At 73.6% G+C, this 18,255-nt stretch carries 18 protein-coding genes and 1 pseudogene; 2 read left to right on the top strand and 17 right to left on the bottom strand.

Going from position 1 to position 18,255, the window contains the following annotated elements; all coding sequences use genetic code 11:
• Positions 1-14 precede the first annotated feature (14 nt).
• The 11 genes from IGA62_RS24845 to rpmB form a co-directional block, all read right to left on the bottom strand.
• Positions 15-1,316: an MFS transporter gene (locus IGA62_RS24845; protein ID WP_145818618.1), complete on the bottom strand. Its 1,302-nt coding sequence runs from the start codon at positions 1,314-1,316 to the stop codon at positions 15-17.
• Positions 1,313-2,569 (bottom strand): ATP-grasp domain-containing protein, encoded by a 1,257-nt coding sequence (locus IGA62_RS24840; protein WP_145818619.1) that lies wholly within the window; start codon positions 2,567-2,569, stop codon positions 1,313-1,315. Before IGA62_RS24840 ends, IGA62_RS24845 begins: the two co-directional genes overlap by 4 nt.
• Positions 2,566-3,864, bottom strand: a complete 1,299-nt coding sequence (locus IGA62_RS24835) for an ATP-grasp domain-containing protein (RefSeq protein WP_232624764.1) — start codon at positions 3,862-3,864, stop codon at positions 2,566-2,568. Before IGA62_RS24835 ends, IGA62_RS24840 begins: the two co-directional genes overlap by 4 nt.
• A 9-nt stretch (positions 3,865-3,873) precedes the next feature.
• On the bottom strand, positions 3,874-5,118 hold the full coding sequence (locus IGA62_RS24830) for an aminotransferase class V-fold PLP-dependent enzyme (RefSeq protein WP_145818620.1): 1,245 nt from the start codon (positions 5,116-5,118) through the stop codon (positions 3,874-3,876).
• Positions 5,118-6,455 carry a pyridoxal-phosphate dependent enzyme gene (locus tag IGA62_RS24825; protein WP_145818621.1) on the bottom strand — a complete coding sequence of 446 codons (1,338 nt, stop codon included), beginning with the start codon at positions 6,453-6,455 and terminating at the stop codon, positions 5,118-5,120. The genes IGA62_RS24830 and IGA62_RS24825 overlap by 1 nt, the downstream gene beginning before the upstream one ends.
• Positions 6,452-7,996 (bottom strand): type III PLP-dependent enzyme domain-containing protein, encoded by a 1,545-nt coding sequence (locus IGA62_RS24820; protein WP_145818622.1) that lies wholly within the window; start codon positions 7,994-7,996, stop codon positions 6,452-6,454. Before IGA62_RS24820 ends, IGA62_RS24825 begins: the two co-directional genes overlap by 4 nt.
• Positions 7,997-8,164: 168 nt before the next feature.
• Positions 8,165-9,103 (bottom strand): ATP-binding protein, encoded by a 939-nt coding sequence (locus IGA62_RS24815; protein ID WP_145818623.1) that lies wholly within the window; start codon positions 9,101-9,103, stop codon positions 8,165-8,167.
• Between the two features lie 61 nt (positions 9,104-9,164).
• Complete coding sequence (locus tag IGA62_RS24810) at positions 9,165-9,563, bottom strand: Fur family transcriptional regulator (RefSeq protein ID WP_145822026.1); 399 nt, start codon at positions 9,561-9,563, stop codon at positions 9,165-9,167.
• A 253-nt stretch (positions 9,564-9,816) separates the two neighbouring features.
• Positions 9,817-10,122, bottom strand: a complete 306-nt coding sequence (gene rpsN / locus IGA62_RS24805) for a 30S ribosomal protein S14 (RefSeq protein WP_145818624.1) — start codon at positions 10,120-10,122, stop codon at positions 9,817-9,819.
• The gene (gene rpmG / locus IGA62_RS24800) at positions 10,122-10,289 is read right to left on the bottom strand and encodes a 50S ribosomal protein L33 (protein ID WP_145818625.1); all 168 of its coding nucleotides are present in this window, start codon (positions 10,287-10,289) and stop codon (positions 10,122-10,124) included. Before rpmG ends, rpsN begins: the two co-directional genes overlap by 1 nt.
• Positions 10,289-10,525 carry a 50S ribosomal protein L28 gene (gene rpmB / locus IGA62_RS24795; protein ID WP_145818626.1) on the bottom strand — a complete coding sequence of 79 codons (237 nt, stop codon included), beginning with the start codon at positions 10,523-10,525 and terminating at the stop codon, positions 10,289-10,291. The genes rpmG and rpmB overlap by 1 nt, the downstream gene beginning before the upstream one ends.
• A 102-nt stretch (positions 10,526-10,627) precedes the next feature.
• On the opposite strand from rpmB, the gene IGA62_RS24790 reads away from it, so the two are divergent.
• Positions 10,628-11,920 carry a CobW family GTP-binding protein gene (locus IGA62_RS24790; protein ID WP_145818627.1) on the top strand — a complete coding sequence of 431 codons (1,293 nt, stop codon included), beginning with the start codon at positions 10,628-10,630 and terminating at the stop codon, positions 11,918-11,920.
• Positions 11,921-11,947: 27 nt separating this feature from the next.
• Here the strand turns inward: IGA62_RS24790 and IGA62_RS24785 are convergent, their stop codons facing one another.
• The 6 genes and pseudogenes from IGA62_RS24785 to IGA62_RS24760 form a co-directional block, all read right to left on the bottom strand.
• Positions 11,948-12,889, bottom strand: coding sequence for a diacylglycerol kinase (locus IGA62_RS24785; RefSeq protein ID WP_232624763.1), 942 nt, complete (start codon positions 12,887-12,889; stop codon positions 11,948-11,950).
• Positions 12,890-13,113: 224 nt separating this feature from the next.
• The gene (gene tatC / locus IGA62_RS24780; protein WP_145818629.1) at positions 13,114-14,064 is read right to left on the bottom strand and encodes a twin-arginine translocase subunit TatC; all 951 of its coding nucleotides are present in this window, start codon (positions 14,062-14,064) and stop codon (positions 13,114-13,116) included.
• A gap of 18 nt (positions 14,065-14,082) precedes the next feature.
• Positions 14,083-14,415, bottom strand: a complete 333-nt coding sequence (tatA, locus tag IGA62_RS24775; RefSeq protein ID WP_145818630.1) for a Sec-independent protein translocase subunit TatA — start codon at positions 14,413-14,415, stop codon at positions 14,083-14,085.
• A 201-nt stretch (positions 14,416-14,616) separates the two neighbouring features.
• Positions 14,617-14,865, bottom strand: coding sequence for a hypothetical protein (locus IGA62_RS24770; RefSeq protein ID WP_091462472.1), 249 nt, complete (start codon positions 14,863-14,865; stop codon positions 14,617-14,619).
• A 157-nt stretch (positions 14,866-15,022) separates the two neighbouring features.
• Positions 15,023-16,030 (bottom strand): annotated as a pseudogene (locus tag IGA62_RS24765) (helix-turn-helix transcriptional regulator); the annotation flags it as partial.
• Positions 16,027-17,022 carry a helix-turn-helix transcriptional regulator gene (locus IGA62_RS24760; RefSeq protein ID WP_145818631.1) on the bottom strand — a complete coding sequence of 332 codons (996 nt, stop codon included), beginning with the start codon at positions 17,020-17,022 and terminating at the stop codon, positions 16,027-16,029. The gene IGA62_RS24760 and the pseudogene IGA62_RS24765, both read right to left, overlap by 4 nt.
• A 198-nt stretch (positions 17,023-17,220) precedes the next feature.
• Here IGA62_RS24760 and IGA62_RS24755 point away from each other — a divergent pair, with 198 nt between their 5' ends.
• Positions 17,221-18,207: a cation diffusion facilitator family transporter gene (locus IGA62_RS24755; RefSeq protein WP_145818632.1), complete on the top strand. Its 987-nt coding sequence runs from the start codon at positions 17,221-17,223 to the stop codon at positions 18,205-18,207.
• Positions 18,208-18,255 lie beyond the last annotated feature (48 nt).

Below are 18,255 nucleotides of genomic sequence, written 5' to 3'. Positions count from 1 at the left end.
CGGGGAACGGGGATTCAGGGGACCTGGACCGGGTCGGCCGGTTGGTCGACGACGTCGCGGACACGACGCGGGGCCAGCACACCCGGCCAGGCAGCCAGTACGGCGGCCGCCGCGGCGGCCCCGGCGCAGGCCAGGAAGCCACCGGCCGCCCCGGCCGGTCCGTCGACGATCGCGCCGGTCACCGCGGAGCCGAGCGCGGCCAGCGACAGGTTGACGGTGGTCAGCCAGGTGTACGCCTCGGTCAGCATCGACGCCGGGGCGATCCGGGCCATCAGCCCGGCCTGCACGGTCATCGCCGGGGCGATCACCGCACCGCTGAGCAGCAGCACCCCGCCGAGCACGGTGCTGTTGGGCGACAACGCCCAGGCGGCGTAGCCGACCGAGAGACCGGCCAGCAGCCAGGTCAACTGCCGGGTCAGCGGGGTCTGCCAGGTCCGGGCGCCGTACCAGAGTCCGGCGGCGGCGGAGCCGAGGCTCCAGACGGCGATCAGCACACCGGTGACCGCCTCGGCGCGGTCGCCGTCGTGCTCCGTGGCGAAGGCGGCCACCGCGACCGGCGACGCGCCGAAGGAGAAGGCGACACCGGCGGCGCAGAGCAGCAGCGCCGGCATCCGGGGCGAGCGCAGCGGCCCGAGCCCCCGGGTCGGGGTGCCGGCATGCGGGCGCAGCTGCCGCAGCGCCCGGCCGCGGGCGAGCACCGCCGTGCCGCCGCCGGCACAGACGGCGGCCAGGACGATCGCGGCGGCCGGGCCGGCGATCCCGGACCGGGAGCCGGTCAGCGCGGCGAGCGGATCGGCGACGAGCATCGCCGCCGACAGCAGCAGCGGACCGACGACGAAGACCAGTTCGAAGAGCGTCGACTCGGCCGCCATCGCGGTGCTACGGACGTCCTCGCGGCCGGTGCCCTCTCCGGTCAGTACGGTCCAGGCCGCGCGCAGCGCCGGGCTGATGGCCGGGAAGACCGCCCCGGACAGCGCGGCGAGGACGCAGAGCAGGGGCACCGGCTGCCGGGTCAGGGTGGCCGCCAGCAGCAGCAGTTGGGCGGTGGCGTAGGCCGCGCCGTAGAGCGGCAGCACCCGGTGCGCGCCGAAGCGGTCGGCCAGCCGCCCCCCGATCGGCGCGGTGACCGCCGTGGCCAGCGACACCGAGGCCCCGACCAGTGCCGCGTCGGCGAAGGAGCCGGTGGTCTCGCGGACCAGGAGGATCCAGGCGAGCACGGTGACGCCCTGGCCGAGCCGGGCCACCACCCCGCCGACGAGCAGCAGCGGCGCTCCGGGCACCCGCCACAGCCGCGCGTAGCGGGCTCCCCCGGTCACCGGAGACCTCCGGCGACCAGTCCGGTCACCGTCCGCCCGGTGACGCGGGCGTCGCGGGCGGTGGCCAGCACGGCCGCGCGTACGGTGGCGCTGTCCGCGCCCCGGAACCGGTAGCGGGCACCGACGTGCTCGTAGTAGGCGTCCGCCGCCGGCAGCACGTCCCCGACGCGGGGAACCACCTCGGCGTACGGGCCCGGGTCTCGTCCGGTCATCGACGTGGCCTCCTCGATGTGGCAGGGCCGGCCGGCGGGGGCGGGTACGAGCAGCCAGCCGGCAACCTCGGTACGGATGCCGGTCGGCGGCGGATCCGGTGGTGGGTGACCCAGCGCGATGCGGAACGCGGCCCGCATCAGGTCGTAGCCGTGCACGTCGCGCCAGACGAACGGGATCTCCGCGCCACCGACGCGGGCCCCGACCTCCAGCAGGGTGCAGTGCGGCGGGCCGTCCCCGGCCCGGCCGAGGAACACCTCCAGGTGGAACACGGTGGGTCGGTCGGTGAGGGCACGCAGCACCGAGGTGGTGAACGCGCCGACGGCGGCGAGCACGGTCGGCTCGTCCACTTCGACGGAGCCGAGCGGCCGACCGTCGCGGAAGGCGAGGCAGGTGTCGAGGTAGGCCGACAGCCGCCACGGGCCGAGTGTCGCGCCGTCGAAGACGCCGTCGACGTGGTGGATCGGGTCGGGCTGGTACGCCTGGACCAGCCGGGCCGGGTCGTGGCCGACGTCGGCCGCCTCGTCGGGGCCGGCGATCAGCCGTACCCCGGCGCTGGAACTGCCGGCGCGGGGTTTGACCACCACCGGCCAGCCGTGCCGGGCCGCGTGTTCCCGTACCGCTGCCGGGTCGGGCGCGGGTGCGGTGGCCGGCACCGGGATGCCGGCGGCGGCGACCGTCCGGGCCATGACCAGCTTGTCGCGGAAGAGGGTGACCTCCTGCGGGCTGCGTCCCGCACAGCCCCAGCGGACGGCGAGGACGGCGGCGGGAAGCAGGTCGTCCTCCTTGAGCGCGACCACCGCGACCGGGCGACCGAACCGGGTGGCGAGCGAGCGGATCCGGGCGTCCACCTGCTCGACGTCGTCGGTGGCGTCGACCAGTGCGACGGCTGCGGCCTGCTCCGGGACGCCGGCCGCCCCGACCTCGGTGGTGACGTAACTGACGGCGTGCGTGTCGTGGTCGACGTAGCGGTCGTAGTGGGCGTACGCGTCGCGCCAGCGGTGCAGCACGACCACGTGCGGGCGGGTTGCCGTGGCGGTCACGCCGCACCTGCGGAGGCGGCCGGTTCCAGGTCGTAGAAGCCGTGCCCGTCCAGCCAGCCCACCGTCGCCAGGTCGCGTTCGACCACCTCGGCCCGGGCGTGACCGAGGACGACCATCATCGGTTCGGTGGTGTCGTCCACGGTCAACGGCAGCCGCTCGCCGGGGTGCACCCCGATCTGGATCTCGTGCAGGCTCTCCAGTTCCCGGACCTGCTCCAGCAGCGGGTAGCCGCGCAGGATCCCGGTGACCGGGGAGGTGAGGAAGGCCATCGCCACGTGCCGACGGACCTGCTGCGGGGTGTCCACGGTGGCGAGGAACCCGGCCGGGTCGAGGTAGGCCTGGACGGTCCGTTCGACCTGGGACTCGCCGAGGGCCAGCAACGCCTGGGCGGCGGTGTCCGCGCCACACAGCCGTACCCCGACCTCGACGAGGCGGGGCCCGTCGGCGGTGAGCATGATCTCGTGGTGCGCCGGGCCGTGCCGCACGTCGAGGGCGTCGAGGACCTCGGCGGCGTACCGGACGAGGGTGTCCCGCTCGGGTGCGGTCGGCGCGACCAGGACCGCCCCACTGATCCGGTCGCGCACGCCGTTGGCGGAGATCTTGGTGTACCGCCAGACGTCGGTCGCCCGGTGCCGGCCGTCACGGCTGACGGTGTTGACCACGTACTCGGTGCCGGTGAGGTACTCCTGGGCGACCACGGCCTCGTTGGGCAGGGAGAAGATGTTGCGTGCCCCGGCCACCGCCCGGTAGGCGGCGACCGACTCGGCCGGCGTGTCGCAGAAGGTCACCCCGTCGTTGCCGGCGCTGCGCACCGGCTTGACCACCACCCGGGTGCCCAGCTCCCGGTGCCAGTCGGCCAGGTCGTCGGCGTCGGTGACGAGCAGTTGGCGGGCGGTGGGCAGCCCGGCCGCCCGCACGGCCTCGATCTGGAGGTACTTGTCCCGCCGGGCCGCGCTGCGCTGCGTGCCGTTGCTGGTCAGGCCGAGCGTCTCGCTCAGCCGGTCGGCCAGCTCGACGCCGAGTTCACCGCCGGTCACCACGGCGACCGGGTCGTGGGCGGCGACCGCCTTGGCCGTCAGCTCGACGTCGCCTGAGTGGACGACGGTGTCGGCGAAGAGCGCCTCGGCCGCCGGGTCGGCGTGCCCGGCGTACACGGCGGGGATCTCCGGGGTGCTGCGCACCCGGACGACGGCGCAGCCGGCGTCGGCGAAGGCCCGGGCCAGCCGCATCGTCGGCGCGTACACGTCGACCATCACCACGGTCGGCGGTGGTGGATTCTGCGCGAGCGAGGTCAACGGTGCTCCTCAGTGGTAGGACGGGGTGGTCAGGGACGCGTCGAGGCGGGCCAGCACGTCGAGGAGCCGGTCCACCTCCTCGACGGTGTTGTAGGCGTGCAGGCTGACCCGTACCGAGTTCTCCCGCTCCCCCGCCGGCCCCTGGCAGTGGGCGTTGGCGCGCACCATCAGCCCGTGGTCGGCCAGCACGAAGCCGAGGTCGGCGGCGCTGATCGCCGGGTGCAGGAAGGTCACCAGGCCGTGCCGGCGCTGCACGGCCGAGTCCAGGGTCAGGCTGTCCTGGCAGCCGAGGACGCGGACGTCGCGCAGCCGGCTCAGCCCGTCGGTCAGCCGGGCGCCGAGGGCCACCGTCCAGCGGGCGATCCGCTCCACGTCGGTCACCTCGAACCAGTCCACGGCCGCCGCCAGGCTCACCGCGCCGACGGTGTGCGGGCTGCCCTGCCAGCCCCGGTGCTCGTACCGGGGGCCACGGCGGTTGCGTGCCCAGAGCACGCCGAGGCCGGGCAGCGCCATCGCCTTGTGCCCGGAGAACGCCAGGAAGTCGACGTCCAGGTCGGTCACCGAGACCGGCAGGTGCCCGACGCTCTGCGCGGCGTCCAGGCAGATCACCACGTCGTCGCCGACCAGCCGGCGGATCCGGTGCACGTTCATGTCCACCCCGTAGACGTGGTGGACGTGGGTGACCGCGACGAGGCGGGTCCGCTCCCCGACCAGCGGGGCGAGCGCGGCGACGTCGTAGTCGCCGGAGGGCTCGTACGGCATCTCCACCAGGCGGACCGTCACGCCCCGGCGGGCCGCCGCGTCCCGTGCCTCCTGCCAGGGGACCACGTTGGCCAGGTGGTCGGCGGCGGGCACGACGATCTCGTCGCCGTCGGTGAGGAGGTCGACGAGCCAGTCCAGGGCCACCCGGCGCAGCGCCTCGGTGGTGCCGCCGACCAGGTGCACGCCGGACCGCTCCGGGTCCGGGTCGTCGATCAGGTCACCGACCCGGGTACGGCAGTCGTGCAGCAGCGTGGTGGTCCGGTTGGCCCACCGGTAGGTGCCGCGCCCGGCGTTGGCGTTCTCGCCGGTGAGGTAGTGCTGCACGGCGTCGAGCACCGCCTGCGGCTTCTGGGAGGTGGCGGCGCTGTCCAGGTACGCCTCGCCGGTGCCGGTCAGGATGGGGAACTGGGCGCGGACGCCGCGCTGCCAGTCGGCCAGTTCGGCGAGCACCCGGTCCGGGTGCCCGGCGGGCAGCGTCACGGGGGCGGCCATCAGGTGCGCACCAGGGGGGCACCGGCGTCGCGCCAGGCCACCACCCCGCCGTCGAGGCTGCGGACGTCGGTGTGCCCCATCCGGGTCAGCAGGGCCGCGTACCGCCGGGACTTCTCCCCCACCGGGCACGCCAGCAGCACCGGCCGGCCGGTGTCGAAGGGCAGCCCTCCGCGCAGCAGTTCGTCGAAGAGTTCGTCGACGATGTTGACCGAGCCCTCGATGTGCGCGGTGGTGTAGGCGAACGTGCCGCGCAGGTCGACCACGAGCGGCTGGGCCCGGGCGATCCACTCCCGGGCGGCGGGCACGTCCACCGTACGGGCCGCGTCCGCCTCGGCGTCGGTGACCGTGCTGACCGCACCGACGCGGGCGGGCTGGTGGAGCAGTTCGGGCCGGCGTCGGCGGATGTAGCTGAGGTAGCTCTCGACGCGGTCGCAGACGATGAAGACGGCACTGCGGCGACGGGGCTCGCCTCCGGCGGTGGCCAGCTCGGCGTCCACCTGGCGCAGGTACCGCACGGCCCCGGTGTACGCGCCACCGCCGGTCGGCCCGGCCAGCACGCCGCAGCGGCGGTTGAGCGCCAGGAGGCCGTCGATCGCCTCGTCGGCGGAGATCGACTCGATGGTGTCGTAGGTGTCCGGGTCGAACAGGCCCACCTCGTGGACCTCGTCGATGTTGCGGATGCCGGGGATGAAGTCGGACTTGGCGGCGACCAGGCCGACCACGGTGACCGCCGGGTCGTTCTCGCGCAGCACCCGGGCCACGCCGGTGGAGGAACCGGCGGTGCCCACGCAGGCCACGAAGTAGTCCGGCACGCGCCCGTCGAGGTCCTTGATGATCTCGGGTCCGGTGCCGTCGACGTGCGCCTGCGTGTTGCGCGGGTTGTAGTACTGGTCGGTGTGCAGGTACGCCGAGCCGGACTCGCTGATCGTGCGGTGGATCCGGGTCAGCGGGTCCTCGGTGTTCGTCGGGTCCAGGCACTCGGCCTGCCCGGGCAGTTCCTCGATGGTGGCCCCGAGCAGCAGGAGCAGGTCCTTGATCTCGGGGACCTTCATCCGGTTGGTGATGCTGGTGAACGGCAGCCCGTGCATGCCGGCGATCACCGCCAGGGCCTTCGCGGTGTTGCCGCTGGAGAGTTCGACCACGGTCGCGCCGGCCTCGCGGGCCTCGGCCAGCCGGGGTGCGGCCATCGTCCAGGCCGCCCGGTCCTTGACCGACCCGAACGGGTTGAGCAGCTCCAGCTTGGCGTAGAGGTCGATGTGGGCCAGTCCGTGCACGGCCGGGTCGATGCGGACCAGCGGGGTGTTGCCGATGGCGTCGGTGATGCTGTCGTATCTCATGCGGCTGCGGTCTCCTGGAGGCACGGACGGGGGGTGGACCGGCCGGCCGTCGTGGTGAGGGTCGGCTCGTCGCCGGACGGTCGCCGTCCGGTGTCGAGGGGCCAGTACTGCTCGTCGAGACACCAGCGCCAGCTGCCGGCGTCCTGCCAGGCGGCCACCATCCGGGCCACCGGCTGGTGCAGGGCGTGGTCGGCGCTGAAGTCCATGAAGTAGCCGGCGGTGTTGGCGAAGGCGAGCAGGTCGCCGGGGCGGGGCAGGGCGGGCAGGAAGACCGTGCGCCGGGTGATCAGGTCGGCCTCCAGGCAGAGGTTGCCCAGCAGGTAGACCGGATGGCCGTGCGCTGCGGGGTCCACCGGCGCGGTCGGGGTCGCCGGCAGCAGGACCGGGTCCATCATCACGCCGTGCTCCTCGAGGCTGACGTCCCCGGCGTTGAGGTCGAGCCGGACGAGGTGGCAGCCGGCGGCGGTGGGCCGCACCTCCAGCACCCGGGCGAGCACGACGCCGCACTGGTCGACCAGCGCCCGGCCGGGCTCGACCCACAGGTCGTAGAGGTGTTCCTGGAGCAGGGTGGCGAGGGTGCGACCGCCGAGACCGGTGGCGCTGGTGCCGAGCAGTTCCGCCAGGTAGCGGTGACCCGAGGAGGGCCGGTGCGCCGGATATAGGCCCAGGGCGCCGCGCAGGGTGCCCGCCTCGGCCCGCCACCCGTAGCCGTGGCCGCCCCAGGTCAGCTCCGGGCGGCGACCGAGCACGGCCCGGGCCAGTTCGCTGGTCCAGCGTTCCCACTGCGCGCCGTCGGCGAGGTAGTCGACGCCGAAGCCGCCGCCGACGTCGACCACCCGGGGGTGCAGGCCGTAGCGGTGCGCTCCGGCGAGGACGGTCAGGCACGCCTCCAGGGCGACCGCCTTCTCGGTCAGGCCGATGGTGTCGAGGTGGTACGCGACCCCGACCAGCTCCACCGCGTCCCGCGCCTCGGCGAGGCGGGCCAACAGCCGGTCCGCCTCGGCCAGCGGGGTGCCGAACCGGCTCGGTCGGGACAGGATGGTCGCCCCGGCCGAGGTGAAGGCGGACAGGCGGGCCAGGACACGCACCGTGGGCAGTTCGTGCCGGCGGACGAGGGCGACGAGGTCGTCCAGTTCGGCGGGTGAGTCCAGGTTGACGGTGATCCCGCAGCGGGCGGCGAGCCACAGGAACTCGCGGGTCTTGGGGCCGGTGGCCATGACCCGCTGAGGGGTGAAGCCGGCGCCGAGCGCGTGCTGCAACTCCCCCAGGCTCGCCACGTCGATGCCGGCGGGTGTCGCCGCCAACCGTCGCAGCAGGGCCGAGGAGCGGTTGGCCTTGTGGGCGAAGAACACCTCGCCGCGCAGGTGGTGCCGCTGGTGTACGGCCCGGAACGCCTCCGTGTTGTCGGCGATCTGGTCCGGCAGCACGACGTTGAGCGGTGAGCCCAGCGCCCGGACGAGGTCGTGCAGCAGGGGTGGTTGCCCCAGCAACTCCTCTAGTCGGCCGTCGACCCGCGGACGCAGGTACAGCGGGGAGTCCATTGACACATCCCTCCTGTCGGTGTTGAACACGATAATCGTTATCAACATCGGAGGGAAGGTCCGAACGGACGACTCGCCGCCTCGTCCGGTGGGTGGGCGCGGATCCGGGATTCCCCCGGGATCCCCACCCACCCACCACGCCTCACGGACGGCGGGCGCGCGGAGCGGTCACGCGGGCACCGGGCCGAGCTGGGTGGTCACGTCGCCGTGGGCGCTGCGGACCCAGTTCTGGCCGGCCAGCCGCAGATGCAGGGTGCGCAGCAGCGCCTCCCGTCGCTCGGGGGACATCGGGCGGCTCCGGGCGTACTCGGCGATGCGCGCCAGCGGGGTGACGTCGTCGAGGTCCGCGAGGCGAGGACACGCGCCGGCCTGCCGCGCCCGGCGCAGACCGGCCTGGGTGGAGAGCACCGTCAGCGGCGCGCCCCCGAGCTCCCGGGCGAGGTAGTCCCGGTCGACCCCGTCGACGACCTTGTTGCCCGCCACGGCCAACAGGTCCGCCACCCCGGCCGCCGCCGCCAGTTCCCGGTAGCGCCGGGCCACCGAGACGGACTCCGGGGTCGGCTCGGCGACCACCACGATCACGTCGAACTGGGCGTGCAGCGAGTTGGCGAAGGCGTCCGTGCCGGCGACCATGTCGCAGACCACCCAGTCGTCGACGTCGAGCCGCAGGTGGGAGAGCAGGTTCTCCAGGATGGCCAGGTGCCCGTGGTAGCACCCCGCGCCGATGTCGTCGGGCTCGTACGTGCCGACGTGCAGCACGTGCGTACGCGCGTCGAGCGCCGTCGCGTGGCGGACCAGGACCGGATCGTCGGCGTCCAGGGTGACCAGTCGCGACCCCGGGCCGGGTGGCGTGGTCGGCACGAAGTGCTCGACGCCCGCCACACGCGGGTTGGTGCCCAACAGGTGCCGCCGCACCTGTCGGGCGTTGTCCGGCCGGGACAGCGCCCCCTCCGGTCCGGCCGCGACCCCGAGCAGGGGCGCGAGGTGAACGTTCACGTCCGCGTCGACGGCGAGCACCCGGTGCCCGGCGGTGCGCAGGTGTCCCACGAAAAGGGCCGCGAGAGTGCTCTTCCCGCTCCCACCCTTGCCCGTAAAAGCGATTCTCATTTTCATTACGGTAGGCGACCCGCCCCCGGGGCCACAAGGAGACGCGCCGGGCGTCGCGGGGCTATCGGCCCGTACAGCCGTCGCAGGTCCCCATGATCTCCAGCGTGTGGTTGACGTCGACGAACCCGTGGTGGGCGGTGGTGCGACGCATCCAGTCCTCGACGGCGGGGCCGGCGATCTCGACGGTGCGACCACAACGCCGGCAGACCAGGTGATGGTGGTGGGTGCGGCTGCACCGGCGGTAGAGCCGCTCGCCGGAGGGCAGCCGCATGGTGTCCACCTCGCCGGATTCGACCAACGCCTGGAGCAGCCGGTAGACGGTGGTCAGACCGATGGGGACACCACCGTCGCGCAGGTCGGCATGCAGGCGCTGGGCACTGCGGAACCCGTCGGACGCCTCCAACAACCGGACGACCTCCGCCCGCTGCCGGGTGTTACGAGCAGGGCCCGGCCTCGTCACCACCGCCACCTCCCCCTCCCCGCACCGGGCGTCCACCCGGCACGGTCGCCGACCACCGCCGCCGCCCGGCAACGGCTTTCTGGCAATGCTAACCAATTTCAGTAGGGCGCCGGGAACCGCCGCACGGGGCGGGACGAGCGGGTGCGGGGCGATCCGCGTGCCAGGCCGGGGTGGGGTGCGTCGAGATCGACCTCGACCGTGCAGGACCGGTCAGGGCCGTGACAACCGGCCCGTTACCGCGACGCGCGCCGGCTCATCGGGACGCCTTGCGGATCCCGGGCAGCTCGCCCCGCAGGGCCATCTCCCGGAAGCGCACCCGGGACAGTCCGAACCGGCTCAGGATGCCGCGCGGGCGCCCGTCGACGACGTCGCGACTGCGCAGCCGTACCGGGCTGGAGTCACGGGGCAGCCGGGCGAGTCGACGGACCGCATCCGCGCGGGCCGCGGGATCGGTGTCGGGATGGATGACGATCTGCTTCAGACCGGCGCGGCGCGCCGCGTGCCGGGCGACGAGGTCGACCCGACGGGCCTGGCGGTTGCCCAGGCTCCGGCGCGCCATCAGCGCGCCTCGCGGAACTCGACGTGCCGGCGCACGATCGGGTCGTACCTGCGCAGGACCAGCCGGTCCGGGTCGTTGCGGCGGTTCTTCCGGGTGACGTAGGTGTAGCCGGTGCCGGCGGTGCTGCGCAGCCGGACGATGGGCCGGAGGTCGGTCTGCCGGGCCATCAGATCCGCACCCCCCGACCGCGCAGCTCGGCCACGACCTTCTCGATGCCCTTGCGGTCCACCGTGCGCAGTGCCTTCGCGGTCAGCCTCAGGGTGATCCACCGCTTCTCCGAGGCCAGCCAGTAGCGGTGGTGCTGGAGGTTGGGGTTCCACCGGCGACGGGTGCGCCGATGGGAGTGGGACACGGCGTTGCCGAAGCTCGGCGCGGCACCGGTGACCTCGCATCGTCGGGACACGGAAACTCCTTCGGGAGACGATCAGTTAACGACAATCGTTTTCGTTTCTACCTCAGGCAGCCTATAATGACAATCGTTTCCAACTTAGTCGAGAGGACTGTGATGCCGACGTCACCTCTCGCATCGGCCGGTCACGCCGCTGCGGAACCCGACACCCGTCCGTCCCTGACCGTGCTCAGCGGCTTCTGGCCGGCCGCCACGTACGGCGTCGCGCACGCCCTGCTCGCCGTGGACCCGTCGCTGCTGCTGGTCCGGCACGACCTCACCGACGTCCGCGACGGCACCGTGCGCCGGGTGGTCCGCGACGGCGCGGGCGTACGGGAGGACGAACGGATCTCGCTGGCCCACGGCTGCGTCTCCTGCACCCTGCGCGAGGACGTGCTGCCCACCCTCGCCCGGCTCGCCCGCACCCAGCCCGACCGGGACCTCGTACTGATGCTGCCGGAGGTGGTCGAGCCGGAGGCGGTCGCCGTGGCCTGCGCCCACTGCCTCGTCGACGGCACGCCGATCACCGACCTGCTGCACGTCGACTCGTACGTCACCGTGGTACACGCCGAGCACCTGCTCGACGGGCTGGCCACCACCGACGACCTCAGGGCCCGACACATCCACGCCGCCGACGACGACAACCGCTCACTCGCCGACGTCATCGTCCGCCAGATCGAGTACGCCGACACGCTCGTCCTGTGGGGACGGTCCGGCGAAGGCGCCTACGACACCAGCCGGCTGTCGGTGCTGCTGTCGCGGATGACGCCGTGGGCGACGCAGGTGCTCGTCGACGACGACGTGGTGGACGCCACCGCGCTGAGCCGTCGGCTGCGCGGCACCGGCCGGCACCGCCCCGAGACCCTCGGCGTGCTCGTCCGCGGGCTGGAGGGCTACACCCTCGGCGTCCACGAGCCCCACCCGGACTGCGGCGTGGTCTCGGTGGTGTTCCGGGCCCGTCGCCCGTTCCACCCGGGGCGGCTGCACGACGTGCTGGAGGACGTCAACGCCGAGATGGTCCGCTCCCGCGGCCACCTCTGGTTGGCCAGCCAACCCGAGACCGTGATCGCCTGGGACTTCGCCGGCGGGGGCCTCGGCCTCGGCTCCCTCGGACGCTGGCTGGTCGCCCTGCCCGACCCGCACTGGGCGGAGGCGCCGGCCAACCGGCGGCTCGCCGCCGCCCTGGACTGGGATCCGTACTACGGCGACCGGCACCAGCACCTGGTCTTCATCGGCCTGGACCTCGACCCGGCCGAACTGCACCGCACCCTCGCCGGCTGCCTGCTCACCGACGCCGAACTCGCCGACGGCGAGGAGGGCTGGCGCGGCTACCACGACCCGTTCGCCGGTTGCTTCCCGCTCGCCGACCTCGTCGGAAACCCGGCCGTCACCGGAGGAGAACCCGCCTGAGTGCGCCGGGGTGCCCGTGGGACCCGGTCAGCACAGCAGCCGCACCGCCGCCGGCACGGCGGTGACCGTCACCGGCAGGTCCAGCGACCGCTCCCCGTCGGCGTACGTGGTGATCCCGTCGGCCGCCAGTTCGACGGTCCGGGCCCGATAGGTACGCACCAACGGGTGTCGTACGTGGGTGCCCTGGTAGATGCGCGGCTTCACCCGCATCAGGGTGCGCCGGTCGAACCGGCCGCCGACCACCACGTCCAGCAGTCCGTCGGTCGGGTCCGCGTCCGGGCAGATCCGCATTCCACCGCCGTACGTGGGGCAGTTCCCGACCGCCACCAGCACCGCGTCCAGTTCCTGCGCCTCTCCGTCGATACGCAGCGTGTAGCGGCGCGGCCGCAGCCGGGCCAACTCCACCAGGATCGCCAGGTCGTACCGGCGGGGGCCCCGGGGCCAGCGCATCCGGTTGGCCCGCTCGTTGACGATCGCGTCGAAGCCGGCGGCCAGGACCGCCCCGTACCAGCGGTGGACCCCGTCGGCACCGGTCATCCGGGCCAGGTCGACCGGGTGGGTCCGGCCGTCGCGCAGGGCGGCGACGACCACCTCCACGGCGGCGAGCGGGTCGGCCGGGAACCCGGTGTCGACGGCGAAGTCGTTGCCCGTGCCGGCGGGTACCGGACCGAACGGCACCGCCGTCCCGGCCACCGCCTGCAACGCGCGGTGCACGGTGCCGTCGCCGCCGACGGCCAGCAGCGCCGACACGCCGTCCGCGACCGCCGTACGGCACGCCGCCTCGGCCTCCTCCGGGGTACGAGCCTCCAGCAATTGGACCGGCCGGCCGGCCGTGGCCAGCCGCTCCAGCATCCGGGGCAGCATCCCGCGGTGCCGCCCCCGGCCGGCGGTCGGGTTGGCCAGAACGGCGACGGGGCCGCCCGGTGACGGGGCGGCGGGCAGGTGGTCGTCTGCGGTCACGGCGAGCACGGTAGCGCGACCGACCCGCCTCCGGCTGACCCAACGGTCAGGCGGTGGACGGTGTGGGCGTGCCATCCGCTGTCCCCACCCTCGCCCGCCGTCGCTCGTCGAGGACCGCCACCCGGCGGGGCGGCGATCCTCGCGTCCCGAGCCGGGTGGTGGCAGGGGTCCCCTGCTACGCAAAAAGCGGTAACAGGGGACCCCTGCTACCGCTTCAGCGTGGTGCGGACGGATCAGGTCATGTCGTCGTACCGGCGGTCGATCGGTGCCGGCGCGGGGATCGGGTCCGGGGCGGCGATCGGTACGCTCGCCTCCACCCGCTCACCGACGCCGACCGACTCCCGGTCGAACTCCAGCGGGGAGACCTCGTCGTCGGCGATGCCGGCGTAGACCTCCTTGCCCCGCCCCTTGCGCTTGTCGTTGAGGAACGCGACGCCGACCGCGGCGAAGTAGAGCGCGCAGAGGCAGAGGGCCAACGCGGTCATGCCGAACGGGTCCGGCGTGGGCGTGACGATCGCCGCGAAGGCGAAGAACACGAAGACCGCGATCCGCCACCAGCTGAGCAGCCGACGCGCACTGGCCAGGCCGACGAAGTTGAGCATCAACACGATCAGCGGGAACTCGAACGCCACCCCGAACAGCAGGATCAGGTTGGTGACGAAGGAGACGTACCGGGTGATGTCCAGGGTCGTCTGGATCTCGCTACCCGCGACGTTGAGCAGGAACTCCAGGCCCTTGGCGGTCACCAGGAAGGCCAACGCGGCACCGGCGGCGAAGAGCGGCGCGGCCAGACCGGTGAAGACGTACGCGTACCGCCGCTCGTGCCGGTGCAGGCCGGGAGCGATGAACGCCCACAGCTGGTAGAGCCAGACCGGCGCGGCGATGATCAGACCGACCCAGAGACCGATCTTCAGGTTGACCAGGAAGAGGTCCGCCGGCCCGAGCTGGACGAAGTCGCAGGTCGTCCCGGTGTCCCTGAACTTCGGCAGGTCGCAGTACGGCTTGCGGAGGATGCTCAGGACCGGCCCGGCCAGCCAGAGGCCGAAGCCGAAACCGACCAGGATCGCCAACGACGCCCGGAAGAGCCGGCTCCGCAGTTCGCGGATGTGCTCGACCAGCGTCATCGAGCCGTCGGCGGCCCGTTCGAAGTTGCTCGGACCGCGCTTGCGGAGGCCGAAGCGCACGGTTGTCCGGCCTTCCGGTCAGTTCTCGCGGACGCGCTGCACCGGGTCGACGACCGGAGGCGCGACCGGCTGCTGCGGAGCCTGGTACGGCTGGTTGGCGTACGGCGGCTGCTGCGGCTGCGCGTACGGCGCCTGCTGGGCGGCCTGCGGCGGCAGCGGCTGGTAACCGGCCTGGGCGTCGGCCTTCTCGGCCAGGTCGCGGTCGTCCTCGTGCAGGCTCTTGGTCTCCGCCTTGATGATGCGCAGCGAGCGGCCCAGGGAACGGGCCGCGTCGGGGAGCCGCTTCGCGCCGAAGAGCAGGATCAGCACGACCACGAGTACGGCGATGTGCCACGGTCGGAGGGCACCCATGGGAAGCTCCAGTCGCTCTGTGTGTCGGAGTGGTGTGTCGCAGCCCATCGTACGTGCGCCGAGAGCTTCCGCCACCCGCCGGCCCCGATGGCTGTGGACCCGGCCGGTGAAGTCTCGACCAACCTCCGGTGTCCCGTCAACCGTCCCGGGGAACCGTAACCGCAGCTCGCGACCGGCCGACGAGTGGGCGTCGAGCGAAGATCAACCGCCGCGCCGCGCCTTGATCAGCTCGAGTCGGTGCTGGGTGGTGGCGAGCTGCCGCTGCAACCCCTCGGCCCGCTCCTGGAGCACCTCGGCGGTCGACTGGAGCGTCTCCGCCTGCGCCTGCCGATCCTGCAGGGTCAACGCCGCCCGGCGCAGCCGGGGCAGACGGGCCAGCACCGGCCGGACGGCGAGGGCCAGCACGACCAGCGGGACGAGCACCACCGCGAGCACGATCCACTTCACCACGGCGGTCAGCCTACCGCCCGTCCGGGGCGCCCGCCGGGCCGGCCGAGCCGGACACCCCGGCCACCACTCCCGGTGCGGGAACCGCGACAGCCAGGCCCGACCCGTCGACCACCGGGGTCGGTTTCGCGTGGACGTCGTCGCCGTCGCCGGCGATCGCCCCGGCGGCGGGGCCGGCCGCCTCGTCCACCGGTGGTGTGGCGTACGCGTCGAGGGCGGCGAGCGCCTGGGCGCGCACCTGCTCGGCCAGCTGCGCCGGAGCCACCACGGTCACCTCCGGACCCAACCCGAGCACGAAGCGGCGGGCCCACCCCAGGTCGGTGACGCGCAGCGAGACCAGCCAGTGGTCCCCCTCACCCGCCTCCACCCGCTCACACGGGTAGTACTCGGTGATCCACCGCTCCCGACGGCCGATCCGCAGGGTGATCAGCGGCAGGTCCGCCGACGGGCGGAACACCCCGCCGGTGAGGTCGGACGGACGGGCCTGCGGCGGCACCGCCACCGGCTCGTCCAGCTCGGTGACCGCGTCGATCCGGTCGGCCCGGAACAGCCGGACCGCCTCCGCCCGCCGGCACCACGCCTCCACGTACGCCCGGCCACCCACCATCAGCATCCGCAGCGGGTCGACGATCCGCTCGGTGGTCTCGTCCCGGGCCGCGGTGTAGTAGGTGATCCGCAGCGCCCGGCCGCCCTCCACCGCGGCGCGCAGCGCCTCGACCCGCTCGCTGTCCCCCGGCAGCCGGACCGCCACCGGCGCGCCGACCGTGTCCCCGGCGGCGTTCTCGATCTTGGCGAGAGCCCGCTCGACCGCGTCCCGGTTGGCCACCCCCGGCGTCTCGGCGAGCATCCGCAGGGCCACCACCAGCGCCAACGCCTCGTCCGGCGTCAGCCGCAACGGCCGGTCGATGCCGGCGTCGTAGGTGATGGTCACCCGGTCGCCGTCGAAGGCCATGTCGATCAGGTCACCCGGACCGTAGCCGGGCAACCCGCACACCCAGAGCAGCTCCAGGTCCTCGCGGAGCTGCCGTTCGGTCACCCCGAGGTCCCCCGCCGCCTCGGCGATCTCGATGCCCGGCCGGGCCAGCAGGTACGGCACGAGGTTCAGCAGTCGGGCCAGCCGGTCGGCCGAGGCACGCGAACCGGTCGGGCGGGCGGTGGTACGACTCACCGGACACCTCCGCTCACCGCGACCTCGTCGTGCCGGGCCGCGATCTCCTTCAGTCGCTGGATGACCGCCTCCCGCACCTCCGGCGGGCCCAGCACCCGCACGTCCGGGCCGTACCCGACGAGTTGACCGGCCAACGACTCCGGGTCGGCGTACGGCAGGACCAGCCGGTCCCCGTCCGGCCCGGTGGTGCTCCCGACCGCCCAGCGGCGCAGCCCGGCGGCCCGGCCCGGGGCGACCAGCACGGTGGCCCGACCGGTCCGCTCCACCGGCCCGGACCAGCGGGCGACGTGGCTGATCAGGTCGACCTCCGGCGGGGTGTACGCGCCGGAGCGACCGGTCACCCGGACCGCGCCCACCACCCGGGAGAGCCGGAAGCAGCGGGTGGCCCGTCGGTCCAGGTCGTGGCCGACCACGTACCACCGGCCCCGCCAGCAGACCACGCCCCACGGTTGGAGGCGGCGGGTGGCGGGCGCGTCGCCGTCGGGAGTGCGGTAGTCGAAGCTGACCTCACGCCGGTCCCTGGCGGCGGCGGTCAGCGGCGCGAACGCCGGGTCCACCGTGACCATCGGCTCCAGGCCGAGGGTCGCCTGGGGGTCCACGTCCACACCGGCGGCGCGCAGCTTGGCCAGCCCCGACGAGGCGGCAGCGGCGAGCCCGGCGTGCTGCCACAGTCGTGCCGCGATGCCCACCGCGGCAGCCTCGTCCGGTTCGAGCGGGATGTCGGGCAGCGCGTACTCGCGATGGGCGATCCGGTAACCCGGCTCGGTGTCGAAGACACTGGCGGTGCCGGTCTCCAACGGCACGCCCAGCTCCCGCAGCTCGGCCTTGTCCCGCTCGAACTTGCGCTGGAACGCCTCGTGGTCACGGACGTCGTCCGGATCGTGCTCGTAGCCGGGCACGGTCGCGGCGATCTGCGCGGCGGTGAGGAACCGTCGCGTGGACAGCAGGCAGATCACCAGGTTGACCAGGCGTTCGGTACGGGTCCGCGACACGTGCAAGACGCTAGCAGCCCGGCGTGTGAGGAGACCGCGCACCCACGAGCGCGGCGCGCCACCACCGGCCACCCAACGCGGCGCCCCACCGGGTCCGGTGGTAGCAGGGGACCCCTCCTCATCAAAATGCGGTAGCAGGGGACCCCTGCTACCAGCCGGGGCGGGCGGACGAGCAGCCGCCGGTCATAGGGTGAGCCCATGGCGGAGGCCGCACCGAGGACCGAGAGCGTCGGCACGGTGGTCGTGGCCGGGGCCGCGAACCTCGCCATCGCCGTGGCCAAGCTGATCGCCGGCCTGCTCTCCGGCTCCGCCGCGATGCTCTCCGAGGCCGTCCACTCGGTCGCCGACACCACCACCGAGGTGCTGCTCTACGCCGCGCTGCGCCGGGGCGCGCGCCCCGCCGATCCCCGGCACCCCTTCGGGTACGGCAAGGAGAGCTACGTCTGGGCGCTGCTCGCCGCGCTGTTCACCTTCGTGGCCGGCGCCGGTTTCGCCGTCACCCACGGTGTCACCACCATCCTCGTCCACGAGCACAGCGGCGACTACCTCGCGTCGTACGTCGTGCTCGCCGTCTCGTTCGGCATCGAGTCGGTCTCGCTGGCCCGCGCAGTGCGCCAGGTCCGCCGGGAGTCGCGCCGCTGGCGCACCACCCCGCGCCGCTTCCTGCGGACGACCGCGGACACCACCGTCAAGGCGGTCTTCCTGGAGGACAGCGCCGCGCTCGTCGGGCTGCTGCTGGCCGCCGTCGGCGTGGCCCTGTCCCAACTGACCGGCGACGAGCTGTACGACGGGATCGCCTCGATCCTGATCGGTCTGCTGCTCCTGGTCGTCGCGGCCATCCTGGCGCACAGCAACGTCTCGCTGCTGGTCGGCCGGGCGGTGCCTGGACGGCTCCGCCGCGAGATCGAGGACGAACTCACCGACCTGCCCACCGTGCGGCGCATCGACACCCTGCTCACCATGCAACTCGGCCCGGACGACGTGCTGGTCGCCGCCAAGGTCGACTTCGCCGACGAGGCGACCGGCGCGGACATCGAGGCCGCCGCGGACGAGGCCGAACGGCGACTCATCGGCCGCCACCCCGGAATCCGGTACGTCTTCCTCGACCCGACCCGCTCGCGGCCCGGGTCGAGCGGCGACGCCCGGCACACCCAGGACCCGGGCGGTTCACCGCCCACCACGTGACCAGCGCCGGCACCCGACGGCGGGTACCCGGACGCGCACGGCCGGGTG

Origin of the sequence: Micromonospora sagamiensis (genome assembly GCF_014680085.1) — a bacterium.
GTDB classification, from domain to species: Bacteria; Actinomycetota; Actinomycetes; order Mycobacteriales; family Micromonosporaceae; genus Micromonospora; species Micromonospora inyonensis.
This window is presented reverse-complemented; position numbering and strand designations above follow the sequence as displayed.

What these genes read in the sequence shown, in the direction of transcription:
- IGA62_RS24830 (WP_145818620.1), bottom strand. Translation starts at nt 5,118, where the DNA reads ATGGCCGCCCCCGTGACGCTGCCCGCCGGGCACCCGGACCGGGTGCTC.
- tatA (WP_145818630.1), bottom strand. Translation starts at nt 14,415, where the DNA reads ATGGGTGCCCTCCGACCGTGGCACATCGCCGTACTCGTGGTCGTGCTG.
- IGA62_RS24790 (WP_145818627.1), top strand. Translation starts at nt 10,628, where the DNA reads ATGCCGACGTCACCTCTCGCATCGGCCGGTCACGCCGCTGCGGAACCC.
- IGA62_RS24755 (WP_145818632.1), top strand. Translation starts at nt 17,221, where the DNA reads ATGGCGGAGGCCGCACCGAGGACCGAGAGCGTCGGCACGGTGGTCGTG.
- rpsN (WP_145818624.1), bottom strand. Translation starts at nt 10,122, where the DNA reads ATGGCGCGCCGGAGCCTGGGCAACCGCCAGGCCCGTCGGGTCGACCTC.
- IGA62_RS24820 (WP_145818622.1), bottom strand. Translation starts at nt 7,996, where the DNA reads ATGGACTCCCCGCTGTACCTGCGTCCGCGGGTCGACGGCCGACTAGAG.
- IGA62_RS24825 (WP_145818621.1), bottom strand. Translation starts at nt 6,455, where the DNA reads ATGAGATACGACAGCATCACCGACGCCATCGGCAACACCCCGCTGGTC.
- rpmG (WP_145818625.1), bottom strand. Translation starts at nt 10,289, where the DNA reads ATGGCCCGGCAGACCGACCTCCGGCCCATCGTCCGGCTGCGCAGCACC.
- IGA62_RS24815 (WP_145818623.1), bottom strand. Translation starts at nt 9,103, where the DNA reads ATGAGAATCGCTTTTACGGGCAAGGGTGGGAGCGGGAAGAGCACTCTC.